Origin of the sequence: Ekhidna sp., assembly GCF_040220215.1 — a bacterium.
Lineage (GTDB): Bacteria > Bacteroidota > Bacteroidia > Cytophagales > Cyclobacteriaceae > Ekhidna.
The window spans coordinates 504144-526884 of the sequence record NZ_JAVJTR010000011.1 but is presented as its reverse complement, the minus strand read 5'-3'; the positions used below and the strand labels follow the sequence as shown (position 1 = coordinate 526884).

Annotated in this window: 22 protein-coding genes and 1 riboswitch; of the genes, 4 read left to right on the top strand and 18 right to left on the bottom strand. The window is 40.2% G+C overall.

The features are described 5' to 3' along the window. Positions 1-50 precede the first annotated feature (50 nt). Complete coding sequence (locus RIC88_RS06760) at positions 51-386, top strand: PadR family transcriptional regulator (RefSeq protein ID WP_350216757.1); 336 nt, start codon at positions 51-53, stop codon at positions 384-386. Then, entirely contained in the window at positions 383-3040 is a 2658-nt protein-coding gene (locus tag RIC88_RS06755; RefSeq protein ID WP_350216756.1) for an ABC transporter permease, read from the top strand. Before RIC88_RS06760 ends, RIC88_RS06755 begins: the two co-directional genes overlap by 4 nt. Before the next feature lie 14 nt (positions 3041-3054). Here RIC88_RS06755 and RIC88_RS06750 read toward each other — a convergent pair whose 3' ends face one another. The 8 genes from RIC88_RS06750 to RIC88_RS06715 form a co-directional block, all read right to left on the bottom strand. Then, positions 3055-3696 carry a TIGR04282 family arsenosugar biosynthesis glycosyltransferase gene (locus tag RIC88_RS06750; RefSeq protein WP_350216754.1) on the bottom strand — a complete coding sequence of 214 codons (642 nt, stop codon included), beginning with the start codon at positions 3694-3696 and terminating at the stop codon, positions 3055-3057. 15 nt (positions 3697-3711) lie between these two features. Next, positions 3712-4203, bottom strand: coding sequence for a rhodanese-like domain-containing protein (locus RIC88_RS06745; protein ID WP_350216753.1), 492 nt, complete (start codon positions 4201-4203; stop codon positions 3712-3714). Next, positions 4200-4511 carry a type II toxin-antitoxin system RelE/ParE family toxin gene (locus tag RIC88_RS06740; protein ID WP_350216751.1) on the bottom strand — a complete coding sequence of 104 codons (312 nt, stop codon included), beginning with the start codon at positions 4509-4511 and terminating at the stop codon, positions 4200-4202. The genes RIC88_RS06745 and RIC88_RS06740 overlap by 4 nt, the downstream gene beginning before the upstream one ends. Further along, positions 4496-4714 carry a hypothetical protein gene (locus RIC88_RS06735; protein ID WP_350216750.1) on the bottom strand — a complete coding sequence of 73 codons (219 nt, stop codon included), beginning with the start codon at positions 4712-4714 and terminating at the stop codon, positions 4496-4498. Before RIC88_RS06735 ends, RIC88_RS06740 begins: the two co-directional genes overlap by 16 nt. 21 nt (positions 4715-4735) lie before the next feature. Further along, positions 4736-6034 (bottom strand): MptA/MptB family glycosyltransferase, encoded by a 1299-nt coding sequence (locus RIC88_RS06730; protein WP_350216749.1) that lies wholly within the window; start codon positions 6032-6034, stop codon positions 4736-4738. Further along, entirely contained in the window at positions 6027-7484 is a 1458-nt protein-coding gene (locus tag RIC88_RS06725) for a cellulose synthase family protein (RefSeq protein ID WP_350216748.1), read from the bottom strand. The genes RIC88_RS06730 and RIC88_RS06725 overlap by 8 nt, the downstream gene beginning before the upstream one ends. Positions 7485-7487: 3 nt before the next feature. Then, a complete protein-coding gene (locus RIC88_RS06720; protein ID WP_350216747.1) occupies positions 7488-8180 on the bottom strand; it encodes a glycosyltransferase family 2 protein in 693 nt (230 codons plus the stop codon). A 72-nt stretch (positions 8181-8252) separates the two neighbouring features. Then, a complete protein-coding gene (locus tag RIC88_RS06715) occupies positions 8253-8696 on the bottom strand; it encodes a DUF6265 family protein (RefSeq protein WP_350216746.1) in 444 nt (147 codons plus the stop codon). A 338-nt stretch (positions 8697-9034) separates the two neighbouring features. Here RIC88_RS06715 and RIC88_RS06710 point away from each other — a divergent pair, with 338 nt between their 5' ends. Further along, a complete protein-coding gene (locus tag RIC88_RS06710; protein ID WP_350216745.1) occupies positions 9035-10441 on the top strand; it encodes a restriction endonuclease in 1407 nt (468 codons plus the stop codon). A 115-nt stretch (positions 10442-10556) separates the two neighbouring features. Here the strand turns inward: RIC88_RS06710 and RIC88_RS06705 are convergent, their stop codons facing one another. From RIC88_RS06705 to RIC88_RS06665, 9 genes are all read right to left on the bottom strand, one after another. Next, complete coding sequence (locus tag RIC88_RS06705; protein ID WP_350216744.1) at positions 10557-11357, bottom strand: DUF6597 domain-containing transcriptional factor; 801 nt, start codon at positions 11355-11357, stop codon at positions 10557-10559. 33 nt (positions 11358-11390) lie between these two features. After that, a complete protein-coding gene (locus tag RIC88_RS06700) occupies positions 11391-11708 on the bottom strand; it encodes a TfoX/Sxy family protein (RefSeq protein ID WP_350216743.1) in 318 nt (105 codons plus the stop codon). A gap of 147 nt (positions 11709-11855) precedes the next feature. Then, a complete protein-coding gene (locus RIC88_RS06695) occupies positions 11856-12740 on the bottom strand; it encodes a hypothetical protein (RefSeq protein ID WP_350216742.1) in 885 nt (294 codons plus the stop codon). Further along, the gene (locus RIC88_RS06690; protein ID WP_350216741.1) at positions 12724-13395 is read right to left on the bottom strand and encodes a DM13 domain-containing protein; all 672 of its coding nucleotides are present in this window, start codon (positions 13393-13395) and stop codon (positions 12724-12726) included. The genes RIC88_RS06695 and RIC88_RS06690 overlap by 17 nt, the downstream gene beginning before the upstream one ends. Positions 13396-13397: 2 nt before the next feature. Then, the gene (locus RIC88_RS06685) at positions 13398-14951 is read right to left on the bottom strand and encodes a 4Fe-4S binding protein (RefSeq protein WP_350216740.1); all 1554 of its coding nucleotides are present in this window, start codon (positions 14949-14951) and stop codon (positions 13398-13400) included. A gap of 178 nt (positions 14952-15129) precedes the next feature. Beyond that, complete coding sequence (locus RIC88_RS06680; protein ID WP_350216739.1) at positions 15130-16461, bottom strand: NAD(P)/FAD-dependent oxidoreductase; 1332 nt, start codon at positions 16459-16461, stop codon at positions 15130-15132. Between the two features lie 256 nt (positions 16462-16717). Continuing rightward, on the bottom strand, positions 16718-17455 hold the full coding sequence (locus RIC88_RS06675) for an ABC transporter ATP-binding protein (RefSeq protein WP_350216738.1): 738 nt from the start codon (positions 17453-17455) through the stop codon (positions 16718-16720). Next, complete coding sequence (locus RIC88_RS06670) at positions 17455-18510, bottom strand: iron chelate uptake ABC transporter family permease subunit (protein WP_350216737.1); 1056 nt, start codon at positions 18508-18510, stop codon at positions 17455-17457. Before RIC88_RS06670 ends, RIC88_RS06675 begins: the two co-directional genes overlap by 1 nt. Next, positions 18507-19577: an ABC transporter substrate-binding protein gene (locus RIC88_RS06665; RefSeq protein ID WP_350216736.1), complete on the bottom strand. Its 1071-nt coding sequence runs from the start codon at positions 19575-19577 to the stop codon at positions 18507-18509. Before RIC88_RS06665 ends, RIC88_RS06670 begins: the two co-directional genes overlap by 4 nt. Positions 19578-19613: 36 nt before the next feature. Beyond that, positions 19614-19819, top strand: a riboswitch (cobalamin riboswitch). 74 nt (positions 19820-19893) lie between these two features. Here RIC88_RS06665 and RIC88_RS06660 point away from each other — a divergent pair. Next, a complete protein-coding gene (locus tag RIC88_RS06660) occupies positions 19894-21753 on the top strand; it encodes a TonB-dependent receptor plug domain-containing protein (RefSeq protein ID WP_350216735.1) in 1860 nt (619 codons plus the stop codon). Here the strand turns inward: RIC88_RS06660 and meaB are convergent. Beyond that, positions 21746-22735, bottom strand: a complete 990-nt coding sequence (gene meaB, locus RIC88_RS06655) for a methylmalonyl Co-A mutase-associated GTPase MeaB (protein ID WP_350216734.1) — start codon at positions 22733-22735, stop codon at positions 21746-21748. The genes RIC88_RS06660 and meaB overlap by 8 nt on opposite strands. Positions 22736-22741 lie beyond the last annotated feature (6 nt).

The following is a 22741-nucleotide window of genomic DNA, read 5'->3' as shown; positions in this document are numbered from 1 at the left end:
TTTTCTTTTTTAGTATAATACTTACATTTACGAAATTAATATTTCAAAAAATGAAGGGAACTAACCTGGGAGAGTTTGAAGAACTGGTATTGCTAACCGTAGGAATATTGTATGACAATGCCTATAGTGTTGCTATTCAGCAGGAATTGAACAAACAAACGGATCGAAAAGTCAGTATCAGTTCGGTGCATGCCGCTGTTTATCGGTTAGAGGAAAAAGGATTACTAAATTCCAGAATGGGCGAAATGTCAAGTGAAAGAGGAGGCAAGCGGAAGCGTATTTTCACTATTTCGAAGGCAGGAAAAGTCTCCCTGGAAACTGCCAATGAATTGCGGAACCGGATGAGAAATCAAATCCCCAAAATTGCATTTGAAAGTTTAGCATGAGTATCCATCAGCCACCGAAGTTACCGCTGAAGCTATTCAGGTTTTACTGTTCTGACGATCGGTTAGAAGAATTGGAAGGAGATCTTTATGAGGTTTACAATGAACATATACGAGAGAAGGGAGCTCGTTTTGCGAAATTATTTTATTGGTGGATCGTCATTCGAAGTTTCAGATCATTCGCACTAAAAAGGACTAAAATGAAAAACAACAAAGCAAACACATCACTTACTTTTCTGAGACACAACCTCGTGATTGCATGGAGAAACCTGCTTAAAAACAAATCGACCGCTGCAATTAATGTGCTTGGACTGGCCATAGGAGTGGGAGCCTTTCTAGCCATTTTGAGTATAGTGAGTTTTGAATTGAGTTTCAACACTCAGATACCGGAGAAGGAAAAAGTGTACAGAATTTACACCTCATTTACCGGATCGTTTACTTCGCTTAATAAAGGGGTGGCAGTCCCCATCGGACCTTATGTTGAAGAGACCTTTACCGGACTGGATGAGGTCGCTTATATTCATACATTTTGGGCTCAGGTTGATTTAATAGAACCCTCAGGAAAGAAAAAAGAATTTGATGGGCAAGGAGGTTTTATAATAGCAGCTCCCTCATACTTTAAAGTCATTGATCAGTATGAATGGCTGGTTGGGTCTCCGGAGGAATCCTTGGATGAACCATTCAAAGTTGTCCTTACCAGTGAGCAAGCCCAAAAATATTTCGGAAAAATTAGCTGGTTGGATATGATCGGTCGTGATTTGATCTATCAGGACTCATTGAATTTAACAGTTTCCGGGATCGTGAAAATGCCCGATTACAATACTGACTTTGAATTCACAGATTTTATTTCTCATGCTACGATTGATAAATCATGGCTGAAAGAAAGGTTTGGAAATGATGAGACGGGTAATACGAATAGCTCTTCTCAACTCTGGGTGAGATTGAATAAAAACACAAGCGAGGCAGATGTGATGCTTCAACTGGAAGATTTGGATAAGTATGTGGCTGAGCAGAGCGAGGATTTGGATTGGGTGCAGAGCTATCAAATGCAGCCACTTTCTGAGGTGCACTTCAGTCCTGAAATAGGAATTTTTGATAATGGCAGGAAACCGGCTCATATGCCAACACTTACCGTTTTGAGTGTGGTGGCCCTGGCAATTCTTCTCATTGCTATTTTCAACTTTGTGAATCTGGAGACTGCCCAGTCAACATCAAAATCCAAGGAAGTTGGGGTGCGAAAAGTGCTGGGTAGCCCGAGAAGTCAATTGGTAGGAAGGTTTCTTACTGAAAGCATTTTAATCTCTCTTTTTGCCGTTGTGTTAGCGATCCCCATTGCACATTATGGATTCGTCTATTTCGAAGAGTTTTTGCCTGAAGGAGTGGCGCTTGATTATGGAAATCCATTTTTTTGGATGGTACTGGCCCTGTTGACTTTTCTGGTAGGATTGATCGCAGGGATTTATCCATCATGGGTTATTTCTTCATTCAGGCCTGTGCGAGCATTGAGACCAGGTGCAAGTTCTAATAATCCCGGAGGCTCTTTAATTCGAAAAACACTGATTTTATTTCAATTCCTATTTTCTCAGCTCCTGATTGTAGGAACCCTGGCAATTGGTTGGCAGATATCCTTTATGTTGGACAAGGATTTAGGGTTCAAGGAAGACGGGATCATTTATTTCTACACACCCTACTATGAGTCATACAATAAATCTGAACTGATTAAAAATCATCTTGATGAGATGCCTGAGGTGATGGACTATGCATTGCAAAGTACCCCACCGGTTCAAAACGGATATTCTACCTCAACAGTAAAGTATCAATCTGAGAAAGGTGAAGTAGTAACAAGCGCTCATCAAAAAACAGGAGATACTACCTATTTAAGGTTTTATGATATCAAGTTGTTAGCTGGAAGAAACCTCTTGCCCAATGACACTTTACCTGAATTGCTGATCAATGAAACATTCATGCGTGATCTGGGATTTGATGACCCCAGAGAGGCAGTAGGGGCTACTTTTGAATATAGCAACAAGAAACATACAGCTGTTGGTGTGGTGGAGGATTTTCATTTCCGTTCACTTCATCATCCAATTGAGCCAATGCTATACCAGTATCGGGAGGAGTTAAGGTGTATTGCATTGAAGGTGAAAGGGGATCAAATTGAACAAACCATAGATAAGCTTACCGATAAATGGAGAGAGGTATATCCCGATAACCCTTTGACAGTTTACTTTATGGATGAGACAGTTGAGCGTTTTTACGAAACTGAAAGAAGAGCTTCAAAATTAGCTTCTACAGCTACAGGAGTTGCAATTTTGATATCCTGCCTGGGATTGTTTGGACTGATATCTTTCACGATTGTTCAAAAATCGAAAGAACTGGGAATTCGTAAAGTATTGGGAGCTTCTATCATGCAGATTGGCACTATCCTGTCAAAAGAATTTATTCTTCTCATTGTAATCGCATTTGTAGTATCTACGCCTATTTCATATTATGTAATCAGCAAGTGGATGGAGGATTTTGCTTATCAAACGGAAATATCTTGGTGGATTTATATTTTGGGCGGATTTGTATCTATAATCATTGCTTTAGCCTCGATAGGAGCTAAAGTATGGAAAGCATCTGGTGCTAACCCCATAGATTCACTGAGGTACGAATAGGTGATTAGGAGGGCTTAATAAGCCTCTCCTTCATCATCGACTTCTGCGTCAGCACCCAGATTTTCCCAGTCGATATCCGTTTCTTTTAGGTCTGCCAGCGTATCAATATCGTTGAGTGTTGGGAGCTTGTAAACAGAAAGTTCCATTTCTTCCGCTTCTTCAAGCAGTTCGTTTAGGACAGAATCAGTGCTGTATTCTTTATCTTGAAATAGCTGAGGAAGATACTCATTCATGCCAAGTAGATAGTAGCCACCGTCTTTCGCCGGACCGACAACCAAGTCATTTTCTTCCAGCATTTCAAAAGCTAATTTGATGTGTTTGGACGATAGATCATAGCAGTCACTTCCGATTATAATAACCTTATTGTAAGAGTCAAATGCCTCGTCAAAAGCGTTAGACATTTTCTCCCCGAGTTTAAAACCTTTTTGGGAGGTAAGCTTAAAATCTCCATTGTCCCAGATATCTTCTATCTCAACATATTCGGAATAGTAAACTGCTTTGTCTACCTCAATTTTCTTTGTGATTTTGTGGGTGTGATGCACCAACTCATGGTAAACATCAAGTGCTTTATCAATACCGATATCCTCCGCCAGGCGCGTTTTCACCATTCCGGGAATCAGATTCTTCACAAAAATCATTAACAGACTGTCACTCATTTCTAATACTCTCTTTTAATAAACTTTAGTTCCTTTAAATAGCCACTTTCCCCACAGTCGATTGTATACATGTACACTATCGGTGGGCAAATTGTTCATCCCAACCACTTCAAATCCTTCATTTTTCCAACCAAAAATACCACCGTACAAGTTTTTCACATTGGTATATCCGGCCTTTTGCAATTTTTCACCCACTCGCTCACTTCGATATCCCACTGAGCAGTAAACAATCACTTCTGTATCCTTCGAAATGTTACTTACCTGCCCCACTTCAAAATTGTCATAATCGACAAAACGAGCTCCGTTTATATGGCTCACCTGATATTCCTCTTCTGACCGGGTATCCAGAATAACAACTCCAGCCAGTTTAGGTTTTAATGAATCTGCCTTGATCAGTGGAACAGTCTTTTTGTACAGACTTTCCATTTTCTCATCAAAGGTTTTCTGACCACATGATGTAATAGTGGAAATGAGTAGCAGGATGAAGGGTGGAATCAGTTTTTTCATTGATAAAGCTTAATTAATCGATCAAGATCCTTAGGATTTTGTCTGGAATCCCAGAAGAGCAAAATGAATAAGGTGTCTTCAGAAACACGGTAAATCAACAAGTAGTTTTTGATAATTTTAATCCGAACATTTTTCAACTGCGTTTTTACACCAAGCTGTGGAAATTTTTTAATTAGATCTATCGCATCATTGATCGTTTTCTCAAGTTTCTCACTAAACGAAGAAGATCCATTCTTTTTATTCCAGTACTCATAAACTTCAATCTTTTGAGAATAAGCTGTCTGCGTCCAGACTACTTCTTTAACCATTCTGAAGTCATTGTTTTTACCTCTTCATGATCAATAACATTCCCGTATTTGATATCGTTTTCCGCTGCTTTGAGGCTTTCTAATTGCGAATCGGACAATTGATAAATTTTATCTGAGTCAGTTAACTCGAGTAGCTTCTTAATCTCCTCTAATAATAGCGAATCATTGCTTTGCGCAATCTTGCTGATGAGATCAAGTTTCATTTCAGGATTCATATGATAAATTTAATCATTACTGTGAAAACGTAATTCCAACAGGATCACGATCATAACTACGAGATACTCCACAACAACGATGTACATAGGTAGTTCAAAACCATTTTTAGTGTAGCCATCATAAGTTAAAAAGATCAGGAATGACCAAACAATTGGATACCAATAGCCCGATAACAGTCCGAATGCAATAAGCGGTAAAATGTACCATGGATGTACTGTTGTGGCGAAGAGCAAATAGACTGTCAATACGAACAGGAAGGATTTTGGGATACTCCATTTCTTAAAGTAGGCAATTGCTGAAATAGAAAGGATGGATAGAAAAGAAATGATTGAAAGAGTAGGTCCGATCAATGCGATATTATTATATCCATAAATACAATAACCTACTTCTCTTGCAATGAAGTAAATACTTGCATTGAATTCAAAAGATCTGAAATAGAGGTCCAGGCTTTGACTCATTGCCTGAATAAAGGTTTCATTTAGAAGCGGAAGAAGGGTTGCCAACCCCATGATTCCAGCCATGATTGAAATGATCCATTTTTTTTCGCTGAGTCCTTTTAGAAAAAGAAATGGTAAATAAATCAGTGGAAGAAGTTTAGTGCCAATTGCCAGTCCAAGTCCTGTTGCTGAGAGCCAATTCTTGTTTTTTTCATAGAAGTAAATCCCTGCCAGTAAAAAGAAGATCACGAGTCCTTCAAAGTGAAGATTGCCAGTGAATTCCAATATGATCAGGGGATTCAGCCAATACCAAAAAGCCAACTTCTGAGGTTTTTTATAGTGTATAAGCAGTTTCTTCAGGAAATAGAAAGACCCAAAATCAGCTGCGAAAAGAAATAGGCGAATAATATTCGCTGAAACGAGCCAATCAGAATCTGTAACAGTGATGCTCAGCCAAAAAATGAACTGATTGAGCGGAGGGTAGATGGTGAAGTAGTTTTGAGAATTAAGCTTATTGAATAGCTCCTGATCTAATCCAGGAATGTTTTGATTCAGGTAATATCCCGGTAATTCACTGAAAGGATGGATGCCATTTTTCAGCAGCGTTCCATCCCAAATGAAACGGTACAAATCATCGGAAAGAGAAGGCAGGCTAAGAAATAGTAAAACCCGAATCAGTATCCCTGTGCCCAGAAGGAGATTTGAATTCTCATTTTTCAATTGCAGAAATATGTATCCTAAAAATGCACTTGAATAGGCCAATAAAAGGGGGAGGGTATGATGCCGTTCTATCCAGTTACCAATCGAGAAAATGGTCAATAGGAATATTGCTAAAAAAGTATAATAACCTGTATTGTGCTGCCTAGGCATTGTTCATCGGTTTCACCGACAAGATAAAAACATAGGCAAAACCTATCGCCAGCATGCCATGAAAAAGCATGAGTCCGTAATCTTCAAGTTTGAATCCTGAAAAGATTCCGTAAATGAAATAAATGGAAAGCAGGCCTTCCATGAAGGTGACTGGAGTTAGCACCTTGCTTAGGTATTGATTGCCTTTCCAGGAGTCTCCTTTGGATCGCACATTGAATTTTGGAGTTCGAACAAAGGGTGTTTTGATACCAAGGTATCCCTCAACAACCGCAATGGAGTTGTGAAGCGCCATCCCCATAGAGAAGGCCAAAAAAATCGGAAAATTTTTGATGAAATAGCGAAAGGTGTATTCCGGATGTGTGGCTTTTGCAGCTACCCAGTAAAAGAATCCCATCGCGAGAAATCCAATGATGAAAATGCTTCCCAGATCAAAAACGAGAGCCAGATCCGGGTTGTATTCCTTGATGTAAAGCATAGGTATGCTTAGTACCGCAGCTATTAAAAGCAATAGAAATACGGAGCTGTTTAGTAAATGAAATACCGCTCTGATTTTGTGATTCCAGCCAATGTTAGATGTGAGCACTTTGCCCAATGTTTTACGTGCTGTTTCCGCGGCACCTTTGTTCCAGCGATATTGCTGTGACTTCACAGCCGGGATCAAAACCGGAAGTTCTGCGGGGGATTCAATTTCTTCCCGATAAACAAACTTCCATCCTTTCAATTGCGCACGGTAACTAAGGTCTAAATCTTCGGTGATTGTATCGTATTGCCATCCTCCGGCATCCTGAATACAAGCTTTTCGCCATACGCCAGCTGTCCCATTAAAGTTAATGAAGCTTCCTGCATGCTCCCGACCCTTTTGTTCTACCGTGAAATGAGCATCCAACCAGAAGGCCTGAATTTTTGTCAGCGAGCCATAGTCTGTATTCAGGTGACTCCATTTGGTCTGTATCATGCCCACTTTTTCGTTTTTGAATTTCGAAAGTGTGCGCATCAAAAATTGTGGATTGGGAACGAAATCCGCATCGAAGATGGCGATGAATTCACCTTTGGCTTTCTCCAGGCCATAGGCCAATGCACCGGCCTTAAATCCAACTCGTTCAGGACGTCTGATTTGCTTGATATCCCAGCCATCCGCCAGGTATTCACTGACTTTTTCAGCTATAATTCCGACGGTCTCATCCGTTGAGTCATCCAGAATCTGAACCTCTAGCCTGTCTTTCGGGTATTGGATTTTCATCACAGCATCTATTAGACGCTCAACCACATACCGCTCATTAAAAACAGGTAGTTGTATGGTGACCACAGGATACTCAGAAAGCTCTTCAAACAATTCCTCTTTCTGCTTCTTTGCCTGTAAATAATGCCAGGTAAGATTGAACTGGCCTAAACTAAAAAGGCAAATGATCAACAATGTGACCCCATATAGTACGATGACTAACCACTCCACCTTTTATAAATATTTAAAAATTGTATAGATGATTTTATACCCTGCACCCAATGTTCCTTTTATCGTTCCACTAACCTTCGAAACGCCGATCCTCTGTCGATAATTCACTGCCACATCTTTCGTTCGCAAATTTAGCTTAGCTGCTTTTAATTGCATCTCTACAGTCCATCCATAGGTGCGATCTTTCATATCAATTGTCAAGAGGCTTTCATATCGGATAGCTCTGAATGGCCCCAGATCAGTGTATTTCTTACGATAAAAAATTTTAATAAGTGTGGTGGCCAGCCAGTTGCCAAAAACCTGCTGAGGCGTCATGCTACCTTTTTCTTTTTGTCCCAAAGCTCTGGAACCAATCACCATATCGGCTTCATTGGCAATAATAGGTTTTACCAAATCAACCATCTGTTCCGGGTAGTCTGAATGATCTCCATCAAGGAATACAACAATTTCAGGTTGAGTTTCGGATTCGGCAATGTGTTTCATGCCTTTGAGGCAGGCATTACCATAGCCACGGGTGGGTTCTTTGAGTGCTGTAGCGCCCCTTGATTTAGCCTGTTCAAAGGTGTCATCCGTAGAGCCATTGTCCACTACGATGACCTCAGAGACCCAATCTTTAGGAATTTCATCGATGACCAGACCTACTGCATTTTGTTCGTTAAATGCCGGGATAATTACGCGAATGTCTGGTTTACTCAATGGACGCTCCTTTAGTGAGGCGCAAAGGTAGGTTTATAATAAGTTCAATCGTGTTGTTTCCAAGACATTAGCCTACTTCATTTTCTCAAACACAAATCCCATCTTTTGCTCACCAGCAGAGATGATGGCCGTCATTCTGTCTCCTTCCAGCATGTACTCAATCTTTTTTGGGAAATCATGTTCGGGATTTTCACTTACAAATCCTGATTTAGAGTAGGAAGTGATCTTAAAATAAGTGGGTGCTGCGTTGCTACTTACGTCAGCCACATAATAAATGCTTCCTTCCTTTTCTTCAATCTTCAGTTTTTCCACAAAAGTAGTGTCAGACCCTTTCATAGAAACTCCAATGCCTTCATATCCATCCTTCGTTTTCTCCCATACTTCGAAAGCAGTGGTTCCGGGTTTTACATTGTGGCGCTCCCATTTTCCTTCCAGCCATTTGAAGTCTTTCAGCGATTGACTAAAACCTATATGAGTGCCACAAAATGCGATCAGAATTAGTGATATTGTTTTCATCTTTTTTAAAGCAATGATAGTAGTGGTAGAGTTACGGATATTGTAAAAAACCGACACATATGCACTTTAAAACTTGTCATATTGAATGAAAATGAAATATCTATTGGGCTATAGAAATCTTATATGAGCTTACTTTAATAAAGTCTTACAAGTAAATATTTCTCCTGAGGTCGGAAAGACAAGTTTTAGTGATTTCCGACTCTGTGGTGTTGCCATCGATAGACGTGCGATTTGAGCTAACAAACCCACATCAAATGAAAGCTGAAAAGAATTTATTAAAATCAATTAGTTTAGAAATACGGTTCGTTGGAGACAACAACAAAGGATAAAATTAAGAAATGAACTGGAGAGATTACGAGAAAGAAATACATCAACAGTTTCAGGAAATGTACCCTGATGCTGAAATAACGCATAACACTACTTTGCCTGGGAGATACTCAAAAATTGACCGGCAGATAGACGTATTGATCGAAGACTATGTCGCAGGTGACAGAATTCGAATTATGGTTGATGGTAAATATTTCTCGGAAAACATTGACGTAAAAGAAGTTGAGTGTTTTATCGGAATGATGCAGGATGTTAGTGTAGACAAAGGACTACTTATAACTCAAAAAGGGTATTCCAAGGCAGCCATTATGAGAGCTCATAATGATCCAAGTCGCATAGAATTAGACATCTTGAATTTTGAAGAACTAAAACAATTTCAAGGATTTGGAGCTCTTCCTTATAGTGGCAAACATGGAGTTGTTATGCCTAGTCCATTTGGTTGGGTAATAGATGCAACGCGACGAGATGGTTTTTTAGCTACTCTATACCAAAGGGGGTTGACTTTAGAAGAAGCGGGAAAAAACAAGGAATGGATGTACGTGAAGATCTTTAGTAAAACTGATGAAATAAATGATTTAGATACATTTTGCAAGATGCACGAATCAGACACCTTGCATAATATGCCTGATGCAAAAATCAGCTATCAAAAGACTATTAAACGAAAGGATGCGAATACTCTTCTACGACTTATTGAATTTGACTCATATCCAACACCAGAATTTACTGGATTTGTAGAGTTCGAGGAATTCATCTTCTTCTGTGTGTTATTTACGCCAGAAGAACTTAAAGAAAAGAATATAAAAAAATTAGAGCATATAATTTCAAAAGTTCTCCCCTTCCAAGTTAATGTTGAAAGTGTTCTAAAAAGCAACTTGAGTGCTCTAGAACGTCAAATGGAACAAACAGAGGATATAGTTACAAAAGCTGAAATCTATATCGGACAAGGAAATATTTTGAAACAACTTGAAAGATTTGAAGAGGCAGAAAACAAATACAATGAAAGTATGAAACTCTTAAACTCATCGTATGGAGCAATGAAGGGTAAAATTGATTTATATCTTTTAACCAATAGATCAGAAGCTGAATTGAATCAAGTAATTGACGATTTTTGCCAGTTGGATCCAACTAATCCAACTGTTTGCCTTGACATCATTGACTTATTTTCTGAGTACAATAAGATTGATGATTTTTTCAAAGTGATGAACAGAAAGATTTCTGATTATTTTGATAACAAAGAAGCTCAAGGGAATTTCAACTATCATTTAGGACTATTATGTTCTGCGATTAATAAGGAACAAGATGCCAAAAAATATTTTTCTAAAGCAAAACACTGCTTTTCAGGAACAATTGACCCAAAGCACAGGGTATTTGAATTAATTGAGGAAAATTTAAAAAGAATAAAACTGAGCACAACATAGTGTATAGCTCAGCGTTTCGGGACACGTGCTATGCACACAAACCATTAAAACACTTACTTCTCAGCCTTTGATGGTGTTGTCACCATCAAGCATTCCGTCGAGAGATAGCAAAGAATCATTTCTTCAGAAAAAAATTAGCCAGATTCATTTCATCAAAACCGTAGGAGGAGGGTTCTTCACCAGTAAATTCTTTGAAGTTTTTAATAAAATGAGATTGATCAAAGTAACCCGATTGCAGTGCGGTCCTGATCCAGGAATCGTTTTGATCTTTCATCACTTCAAAAATGTAGTTGAACCGTACAATCCTACTGTAAAACTTCGGGGTAAGCCCAATGACTTTTTTAAACTGACGTTCTAGTTGACGGGTGCTGATTTGGATTTCATTTGCAATGCCATCCATGTCGGTCATGCCATGAGTTTCGAAAATCTTTTGAAGACTTTGTCTCACTCTCGACTGAGTTTTAAGCTCGTGCAAAAAAGAAGCTAACCATGATTCTGCAATACTTACTTTGTCCTTTACAGCAAGTCCTTTAGCCTGAATTTTCTTCAGGTGCAAAACTTTACTCCCAATCAAACCTTCAAGGGGAACAACCCGGTCGGTAAATGTTGAAATGTCTTTTTCAAAAAGTTCATAAAATGCAGCAGGGTGAAGTTTGATGCCTATAATGCCGGATTTTCCGGTGTTTTCAAGAAAGAAGTATTTACTAATCTGGTTAGAAAAAAGCATTGAGGACTGAACTTCCCATTTCCCCTGGAGATTGATTCTATACGGGTCTCCATAATGGATGATGATTTCACTATATCCATCCGGAATGATTTTTTGAGTTACTATTTCAGGATTGTCATTTTCAAAAATCCAATATTCCTTGACCAGGTTCTTTAATGAATCAGATGGGACAAACTTCTCATATAGCATACTGCAACATAAGAATTACCCATGAATTAAGCTTTAGGCTATGGCAATTGACTTTTTAACCCAGCTAATAAATTCCTCTGAGCTAAAGATGTTATCAGGGATGGTGTAGTATGGCATCTTTCCATGTTTTTGACCACCCATATTTTGGTACTCTTTTTCTAACGCTCCATCCGCTTTTAATGCACAATTCCCATTTGAATCGACCATACCAAACATCTTTCCATTATGGAAAATGCCGTGTCCACCAAACATTTTTTTGGAAGTAATCCCATTGAGCGAGCTTAACTTCTCCAGCAGTAGGTCAGCGGTTAATTGAGCTTCATTGGTATGTATATCTCCTTTTTGTCCCATGCTTTTTTGATTAAGACGAGAAGGTAGTCATTAAATGGACAGTTATTTTAATGTCACGCAGGTTTGGTTAGACGCTTCAATGTCCCCTTGAGGGGACTACAGGGGTGTTTCGACGTGTTTGATTCAATATTCTCAACCCGAATTGAGTTATTTCAAGTCAAGAAACACTCCTACAGAATAGGATGGAGCTGCCAAAATCAATCTGGCACTAAAAGCACCACCGTATGAAGCAGAGAAACCAAGCTTTTCAGTTGCGTAATAAGCAACTTCATAGGTGTAAGCAACAAACTCTGTGTTGTTGGCAAAAATGGTCGTTCCGCTGCTTCCTTCCGCAGAACTCAGGCCGTTTTGAAGCGACTCTACTGCATCCAGCCTTAGGATGGTCCAGAGCTTACTTTTTAGGAAAGAAGCACCTACTTCACCTCCTGTTCTGAATTCGTCAGAAAAGTTTTTAGTTCGGTTATTGAATGCGGCATATATATTTCCATAGGCATTCACACTGCCTATTGAAAATGAGCGACTCAGGTCAAACCTCAACATCTGGTTGAATTCACCGTCTCCGGTTTGAAGCGAGCCATCACTACCACCATCATTTTTACCTAGTGGCAATCCTAAGAGAAAAGTTCCGGCAAAAGCGAATTTGCTGCCCGGTTTACTGATGCCATATTTAACAGCGATATCTGTATCACCTATAGAGTTTACAGACTCGCCTGGAGAGGTGACCATTCCGGTCGTTCCGGAGACTTGTTCATTTCTAAATGTTCTGCTGAAAAATGGAAAGTAAACGATCCCCGTGACCCTGTCGGTAATTCCATATTCTCCATAAAAGGAAGAATTGAAAATGCCCGTTGTAGCGTTTGGATCAATGCCACCATTGCTGGTGTAATGCTTGGCTGCTACCACCCACCACTGTGATACTTTGTAGTAAGCAGTTCCTTTTTCCTTTGGCCATCCGCCACCGGCACGTAGTATAAAAGGAGTAACAAGTAAGATTAGCAGAAATGTCTGTCTGAGTTTAGTCAATATCTCCATGGCCAACTTTTACTTTAAATGGTTTGCAATAGTAGAATAGGTAATCATAGTCAAATAGGTCTGTGTCAGGAATCCGATACTGATGCGCTCCGGAAAAAACTTCAACGGCACCTATTTCATATCCACCCGATGGTGTATTGGGGTTGTTTGTGAGATATACATATAGCCCTGGTAGCCCCTGATCAGCAACGTAGTTTGAAGAGAATTGAATGATCAGGTCATTTCCATCCATTGATATTTCAAAATCTCCTTTTAATTCGTAGCTGCTTGTGGTGGCAATTTCGCCGCTACGTGTATTCTGTGATAGCATGGTCGGATTATCCGATACTTCAAACATGATTGTGGTATCAACCGCTTGTTCATTTATCACAGCTGAAAGTGTGAGCTCCACATTCCCATAGTCGAGCGATGTAGCCAATCCGTCCTGATCAACGATGGCAATGTCAGCATCAGAGGTGGACCAGGTCATTTCATCAGGTGTAATTTCTGATCCAACATTATCTAAAAACATGTATTCAAACTGCCAGGTGGTGTTTATTTCCATATTCGAAATAGCATTGGTAATTCGTACCTCCGGAGATACTTCATCTATCACAATATCCTGACCAACACAACCAGCCAGAATTACAAGTACCAAAAGAATTATCAGTTTCATAATTATTTACTTACGGTAAAACTATCGTTACCCAGTAAAATTGGTTGATTAAACCGCCCATCTTCGTCTCTGTTTTCGAGGTTAAGGACGCCTCGCGGACAAACCGAGGAGCAAACTCCACAGCCCACACATGAAGAGCGAATGATGTTTTGGCCTCTTTGAGCGTACCATCTTACATCTATACCCATTTCGCAGTAGGTGGAGCAATTGCCACAGGAAATGCATTGACCACCATTGGTAGTGATTCTGAATTTTGATTTGAATCGCTGTACCAATCCGAGGTACGCAGCAAGTGGACAACCAAATCGGCACCACACACGATTGCCCATCAACGGGTAAAATCCGGTTCCAACCACACCTGAGAAAATGGAGCCAATAGCAAATCCATAAGGCTTTCGTAAATAGGTATAGGTATCCAATCCCATGATGGTGTTGCTTCCTGTAATGAATGTATAGAGCACACCGATTGTCATAATCACCGCAAAAACAAGGACAGCATGTACGAGATAGCGCTCAATTTGCCATGCTTTTAAAGATTTATCAGATAGCTGCCTGAATGGATCACCGGCAGTTTCAGCCAATCCTCCACAGCCGCACACCCAGCTACAATACCAACGCTTGCCGAAGAAATAAACAAACACGGGAACGCCTACCACAAAAAGCGTGATTCCCCATACAAACATGAAAAGTCCTATCCCGCCAGCTGATGTAAGCGTATTGATGTGCCATGCATCGAAGAAATCATAATCGAGTGGCCACATGTTTTTGAAGTCGAAGTAGGGCTGATTCAAGCGAACCAAAATTTCCGGAATCAGGAAAGCGAAGGCCAGCTGGAAAAACATCACAGAGGTAGTTCTGAAAATCTGGTATTTGCTGTGTCGATACTTAATAAGCATCCGAACGCCCATCACTAGCACAGCGAACGTGTAAAGGAAGCCATAAAGAAACCATTGACTTGAAGTGGCTGATGGGTTTATCAGTTTTTGTAATGGATCAACAATAATGATCCAGTTGGTGATGTACGCAGGAAAGAAGTAAAGAAGGATATAAAAGCCGATTAACAATGCGCCTGTAAGGATTCCCATCCAACCTTTATTGTTGAGTGCATGATGGAAAATATGATTGTTTTTAATCCCGGGAGGGCCGTTTAATTTCACTTGAGGCAGGATGAACATCAATGCCCCGATGGCTCCCACAACATAGATCAGGATAAAAAATAGCACTTTATTATTCGGAACCAATCCTTCAGCCGATGCTCTAGCCAGTGACCCGGCGTAATCATCATAAATGACCTTATCCCATTCCTGATTAGCTCTGGCTTGAGTGTTAATTTCCTCTACTACATTGTTGATTTCCTTAACTAATGGAATGCTGGTGGAGTATTTGTTTCCAAACACTTCCGAAAGTGCTGGTCTAAGGGATTCCTGATGCTCACTTTTAACAATAGAGTTAAAAGTTTCCTCCGTCAGAGTAAGGGTCGACATAAAAAAACTTCCCAGGAACAATCCCAATGAAAAGAGAAATAGTATAAGTCCTGTATATCTGATTGCTTTCATAATCTTTTTATTTAACCACGCATTGATTCAATATCCCCCTTTGGAGGGGGTAGGGGGAGGATTTATGCTCAATTTCATAACTCTCCGTTTTCTCTGTTCATATCTCAGTTCTCTCTGTGGTTTTAACTTTATCTCTGTTTGCTCCGTGCAACTCTCAGTTATCTCTGCGGTTAAAATCTCAACCAAGTATTTTCTCTAACATTCCCTTCTTCCTCACGCCCACTTTCTTGTCAGGAAACTCAGTATTGAATTTCTCCTGAATCTCGCCTTCCCAATGTTTAAAAAACTCCGGGTCAAAATTGGCTTTCGGAAGATTAGCAATGATATAATCCAGCGTTCGCTTCTCCTTTAGCCATTTGTCCCATACCTCATGTCTGTTTCTAACACCAAAAAGGTTCACACCTTGAACCTCGAGCGTCTCTTTTTTATAGATAATCTTTATGCACTTTTCCCCATCATCACACTCCCAGTAAAACGAGCCTGAACCATCCGGACACTGTGGCGGTACAATGCCATAATTCTGATACTCGATATCAAAGAATTTGGCAGAGTTGAACCAGATACCCGGCTTATATTCCGTTTCATTCCCAGTTACTGTATTCGCAACGGTTTCCCCCATCATACGGCCGGCATACCACACTGCCTCGATTGCTCTTCTATGTGGAGGAGGATTTTTGAGCTGAACACAATCACCAACAGCATATACATCTGGAATATTCGTCTGTAAATATTCATCGACTAAAATGCCCCTGTCGGTTTCCACTTTTGAATTTTTTACCAGTTTGATATTTGGATGAACACCTACGGTGAGACCGACAAACTGACAATCAATGATATCACCGGACTTGGTTTTTACACCCTTTACCCTTCCATGGCCATCATCTAAAATCTCCTCCAGCTCTGTTTCTTGTCTCAGATCTATCCCTTGCTTGAAGAGATGTTTGTCGATTAAGGTTGCTTCTTCCTGAGGAAGCATATTGTCCCAAAAATGTTTTTCACGGATGAGATAAGTAACAGGAATATGTCTGGAATGGAGCATTTCGGCCATTTCAACGCCAATCAACCCGCCACCAATAATCACTGCCCTTTCAATATTTTGGGTGTTTTCTTCCATCAATTCCAAATCCTGATATGAATAGAGCCCCTGAACACCTTTCAAGTCCTGCCCGGGCCACCCGAACATGTTAGACTGGCTCCCTGTGGCCAGAATAAGCTTATCATATTCCATGGAGTTACCACCATCAAACTGCAGAGTCTTTTTTTCAAAGTCAATCGATTTCACCCAGGCTCTTTTCAGGTCGATCTTATTCTTCTCCCAAAACCAATCCTCATAAGGCTTGGTGTGCTCATATTTCATGTGACCCATGTAGATATACATGAGTGCCGTTCTGGAAAAGAAATGGTCTGTCTCACCTGATATTACCGTGATTTGATCATCTGATAATTTCCGAATATGCCGGGCGGCAGTTATTCCTGCAACTCCATTTCCAATGATGACAATTTTTTGCATTGAGTGAATTTAAAGATCAATAATACGCTGATTAAAAATGCTTGATCATTCAAGTTAACCAGATACATGAGCGTTTGTCAATGGGTTGACAAAAAATTCTTTAAACCTTCCTGATCTTATTTCAGTTATTTACGTACCAACTATTGGTGATTAGGTGAAATGGGTGGGTTAGCGTGCAAAGGCACGTTTCTATTCGGTTAGGTTAGGTTACGATTATCCCATCCATATAATGGGGATCCTCCCGGATCCCCTTTTTTTATGTTAGAATCTCCCGAGGAATGTGTAAATAATCCTGCAATACACCTGATTTGATAAGTTCCTTTGGGTTTCCTACCAACATTTCTTTACCAAAATCCATGCACCAGAACTGATCGCAAACTTGAGCTGATAACTGAATCTCATGAGAGGAGATTAATACTCCTTTTCCGGCTTCAGCTATTTTCTTCAGTAGATGTAAAACCTCAATTTTATTTTTTAAATCAAGGTGTGAAGTTGGTTCATCCAATATTATCAGGTCAGTGTCCTGTGCCAATGCTCTGGCAATCATTACTTTTTGAAGCTGACCGTCGCTCAATTCATACAGTCGTTTCTTCACTAAATAATTGATCTCCATTTGAGAAATGGATTCATCAATTTTTTCCTTGTCATCTTTCTTTAAACTCCCCAACCATCCGGAATACGGGTGACGTCCCAGGGCAATGAGCTCTAAGACAGAAAGGTTTAACGAGTCGGGTTTGCCGGTAAGCACTACACTCACTTTTTGGGCAATGGTTTTTGGGGTAAGTTCTTTGACATTGGTTCCATCAAGGAACGTGTGCCCCCCAATAGCAGGTTGAAGTCCACAGATTGTACGGATGAGTGTTGATTTACCTACACCATTCTGACCTACTAAGGCCACCAAATCCCCTTTCTCAACGGACAGGTTGATGTTCTTGGCCAGAATTTTTTCATGCCCATACCCAATACTCAATTGATCTATTTTGAGCAGCTCCATCAGAATCGGTAATTAAGGTTAGACTTTCTAAGAATCAACCAAATGACAAAAGGTGCACCGAAAAGAGAAGTCACGGCATTGATTGGGAGTGTTTCCTGTAAACCGGGTAGCTGTGCGATGATGTCAAAAATAAGAAGTAAAATACCTCCTAATAAAATTACCAATGGCGTGAGTAGGAGGTGGTTTCCTGTATTGAATAGCATCCTTGCAATGTGTGGCACAGCCAAACCAATGAAAGCAATTGGGCCACAGAAGGCAGTCACTGTTCCAGCCAGTAAGCTGGTGTTGATAATGATAAGCATCCGTGCCTGTTTTAGGTTTAGCCCAAGTGATTCGGCATAATTTTCACCAAGCAATAATGCGTTAAGTGGCTTGGAAAGCAGAAATGATAAGGCCAGTGCAAAAAGGATTACAGGTCCCATTATGGATAGCTCTGACCAGGAAAGACTTCCTAAACTGCCAAAAGACCAGATGACATAGGCCTGAATGTTTTCAGCCTGACTGAAGTATTGTAGAATGCTTACTAAAGCGCTCATAGCTGATCCGAACATCAATCCAATAATGAGCAGTGAAACTCCGGATCGGATTCTAAAAGAAGCAATCAGCACTACAAAGAGTACTAAAAAGGATCCGATACCTGAAGCACCAACCAATAACCAACTCCTGCCAATCCCCGTCATACCAATAAAGCCACCAAGCCAAACCCCAAGGAAAATCACAAGTGCAACTCCTAATCCTGCTCCTGAGCTGATCCCGAGAATAAACGGACCAGCCAATGGATTCCTGAAAAGCGTTTGCATCTGTAACCCGCTTATTGCCAGGGCACTACCTGCCAACATGGAGGTGAGTGCTTTTGGAATTCGAAAATTCCGAATAATGTTTGACCATACTTCATTCTCAGGAGTGCCAAGAAAGTATTGGAAAATATAACCTAAAGAGATATCAACGGATCCAAGAGAGATACTTAGGAGGAAACAGAAAATCAGAGTTAGTGTAAGAATGATGAATATTACTCTCCACTTTTTTCTTGACTCGTCAAGTTGTGCTTCAATCATTTCAGCTTTTGAAAGTATACCGTTTCGTACTCAGGGAGTAACTCAGGGTGCAAAATCTTAATCAGGTCGGAAAGTACTAAATCAGGTCTGGAATAGCCAGATTCGAAGAAATCATATCCACCATTCGGGCCAATTTTCTTATTGTAATTAAACACTTCACCATCTTCAAAAGCTTTGAATGAGCTATATCGGTCATCCTGACCTAACATTTCATCCATGGAATTTAAAGTGGAAGTACCAATCCACATGTCTGCCTCATTTGCCTTTTCATAGACTGATTCGAAGCTTAGCTCCAGCCATCCGGAAGTAGAGTCATTATCCCACAGATATTCACCACCAGCATTATTAAAAAAAGTAGCCGCCCAATTATTTCCACCGGGTAAAAACCAGGTATCACCGTAGACTACACCACTCAAAATAGAAGGTCGGTCTTTTGCCGTTTCTGCAAGTTCCTTGACTCTCATGTATTCTGATTCAATGGAAGAAAAGATGGAATCGGCCTGTTTTTCTTTACCAATGAGGGCACCAAAGAATTTTATCCATTCAGCCCGGCCTAAAGGAGATTGTTCCAGAAAGTCAGAATTGTAGTAGACAGGGATCCCGGACTCCTCTATTTTATCAAGGGTCAGCGATTCACCTCCCATATCGAAAGCTATAACTGCATCCGGGTTTATACCAAGAAGTAGTTCCATATTGATGCTTCCATCGGGTCCAAGATCTGTGAGTAATCCATCCTCAGCTCGTTTAATAAATATTTCAGAGCTTATATAATTTAGGTTGGGAAAACCGATGACAAGGTCTTCCGCATTGAGCATTTCAAAGTAAGGAAGATGTGAGGTAGAAGTACAAACAATCCGCTTTGGGTTGTCCGATAGGAGATATTTAATGGGTTTGGTCGCTTTTGGCCAAGGCTCGTCAATCACCAGATAGTTTTGGTTATTCGTAGTTTCAAAGTGGAAACCACTGGCGTATTTCACCTCATTCGTTGTTTTATCAGAAGAATCACCTTTTTCCGGGGCAGAACAACTACCCAAAACAATTATTATTCCGAGAATGCGTCTAATCATAGCTCAAAAGTAGCCCATCAGCAGGTTATGTTCTTTAGTTTTGTGTTCGACTATGGTTTCTGATCCGCCAGCTGGCGGATCAGAATTAAAATGGGAATCTTGTTAAAATCAAGAGCTGTCCCCGCAACTGTAAGTCTGTAGAATGTTTTGGCGACAAAATCCACTGTTCCGACAATTGGTTGGGATGGGAAGGAAGCCAAAACCAGACAAGCCAGGAGACCTGCCACGGTCATAAGAAATAATCTAAGCTTCGGGTGAAGGCAGAGGAAGGGGTTAACTCCATTCTTTCTACGAGGCTCATAGTAACCAAACAACTATGAGAACAACACAATTAATTATTGCATTATTATGCACGGGATGGACTGTCAAGGCACAGGACTCCCTCAAGACCGTCCGATTGGATGAGGTGGTGATTACAGGCACCAAATCAGAAATTCCTGTTGAAAAATCAGGTAAATCCATTTATAAAATCACCAGAAAGGACATTGAATCCAGTGGAGCAGGGACGGTTGCTGACCTGCTCAATGAAGTGCCCGGTGTTCAGATGGATGGCAACTTTGGACCTATGGGAACAAATATCGGCTATTTTGTTCGTGGAGCTTCCAGTAAGGGTACGCTTGTGCTCATCGATGGGGTTCCCTTCAATGACCCGTCAGGTATTGATCAAACGTATGATTTTCGATTATTGGATTTGGATCAGGTTGAGTCCATTGAAGTATTGAAGGGTGGGTTGAGTACTCTTTATGGTACAGGTGCGGCGGCAGGAGTAATTAGCATCAAGCTGAAAGAGTCTTCTCAGGAAGGAGTTCAGGGAACTATAGGGTTTGAGTATGGTAGTTTTAATACAATAAAATCCAACCTCAATGTCACCGGACGAGAGAATAAAATAAATTATGTTTTTAATGGCGGTTATCAAAAATCTGATGGTTTCTCAACAGCCAGAGATGAATCGGGTACCGGTAATTTTGATGATGATGGGTTTGAGGGGTATAATTTTTTAGGAAAGTTGGGATATGATTTTTCAGAATCCCTCTCCTTAGGTTTTACAGGCGCTCTGGATGACTTTGAAACAGATTATGATCAGGGACAATTTACGGATGGAGATAATTTTTCGGAATATCAGCAAATTCGAGTCGGTCTTTCTACGACCTATAAATGGGAAAATGGAAATCTTAAAGGTGACTTTTTCATCACCAAACTGGATCGTTTGTTTAATTCACCTGACTTTTTTGATCCCAACGCACGATCTGTTGATGAATATGATGCAACAAATGAGCAGGCAGATATAGTGATTGATCAAAATCTGAATGAAAATTTTAAGTTAATTGGAGGAATAAATTACCAAAAGCTAGCATACAGTCAGCCAAACTTTGATAAAACTGACTTTACCATGATTGATCCCTATGTTTCATTGATTTTCGATCAATCAGACTTCAATTTTCAGGTGGGAGCAAGACTTAATAACCACAGCGAATATGGAAACAACTTTGTCTGGAATGTAAACCCATCTTACCGGATCGATGCTGATGGTACAGAGATTAAGATTTTCAGTTCGTACTCAACATCCTTTATTGCCCCATCTCTTTATCAATTGTTTGGCCCCTTTGGAGCTAATACAGAATTGAAACCTGAAGAATCTCAATCTACGGAGGGAGGAATATCAGTTCGGCAGGGAGGCATTCAAATGGAGGCAGTGTATTTCTATCGAAAGGATGAAAACCTAATCATTTTCACGGATCAATATGAGAATGCAGGCGAAATGATTGAAACAGATGGAATCGAGCTTAATGGTCAATATGACCTTTCAGAGAAGTTTGACTTATCTGCAAACTACGCGTTTGTCAGAAGGCTGGATGATTCCAGACTTTACAGAATTCCATCCCATAAGTATGGTGCTTCTTTAGGATATCAATCGCTCAAAGGATTAAACATTTCATTGAATTACCTCCACACGGGAGACCGTAGGCAACAGTATTTTGATAATACCACCTTTACTGTAGAAGAAGCAGAGTTAAAAGCTTTCGATTTGTTGGATTTAGTTGCCTCATACAGGTATCAGAACTTTACTTTTTCGGGAAGTATCAATAATATTCTTGATGAGCAATATCAAGCTATTTATGGATTCAATTCAATGGAAAGAAATTATCGAATTGGTATCAAATACCAGTTTAATTAAATAGCTCATCCACAGCTTTACGCACGGAAATTTTCTGGGAGGAGATCAACTTCTCCCTTTTTTTTATCTCTTCTTTTATTTCAGGTTTCGAATAAAAGTCATCTTCTAACCGGGCATGGATACGTTCATGAAACCATTTTAATGCTTGTCTTTTTCTGTTTTCACTAAACCAGCCATTGGAGCGAGTTTTCGATACATATTTTTCTATTTCCTCCCACGATTCTTTTATTCCGGTTTTCTCAAGTGCTGAACATAATCCGACCGGAACTACCCATTCCGCTTCATTAGGAGGGAAAAGGTGAACAGCATTTTTGTAATCTTCCTTGGCTTGCTTTGCAGCTTTTAGATTATCCTTATCTGCTTTATTGATGAGTATATGATCTGCCATTTCCATAATGCCTCTTTTGATCCCTTGCAGTTCATCACCACCACCTGCCAGCATAAGTAGGAGGAAATAATCAACCATATCCTTCACTACAGTTTCACTTTGTCCTACGCCTACTGTTTCAATAATAATAACATCAAATCCTGCAGCTTCACAAAGCAAGATTGTTTCTCTTGTGCTATGCGCTACACCACCCAAACTTGATCCCGATGCAGAAGGACGAATAAAGGCGTTGGGATCTCTTGAGAGTTCATCCATCCTGGTCTTATCACCAAGAATACTCCCCTTTGTACGATTGCTGCTGGGGTCAACGGAAAGTACAGCGACTTTTTTTCCCAGACTTGTCAGCATTTTTCCAAAAGATTCAATGAATGTGCTCTTCCCAACACCGGGCACACCGGTTATTCCTATGCGGAGACTATCCTCATTTGAATCAATAACTCGATCAATAAGCTCAGCACTTAACTTCCGATCATCAGATCTTTTACTTTCCACCAATGTTATGGCCTTACTTAGAAAAACCCTGTTTCCGTTCAATAGGCCGTCTATTAAGTCTTGTAGATGAATATCAGGTGTTCGCCGAAAAGTTGAATCCATAGGACG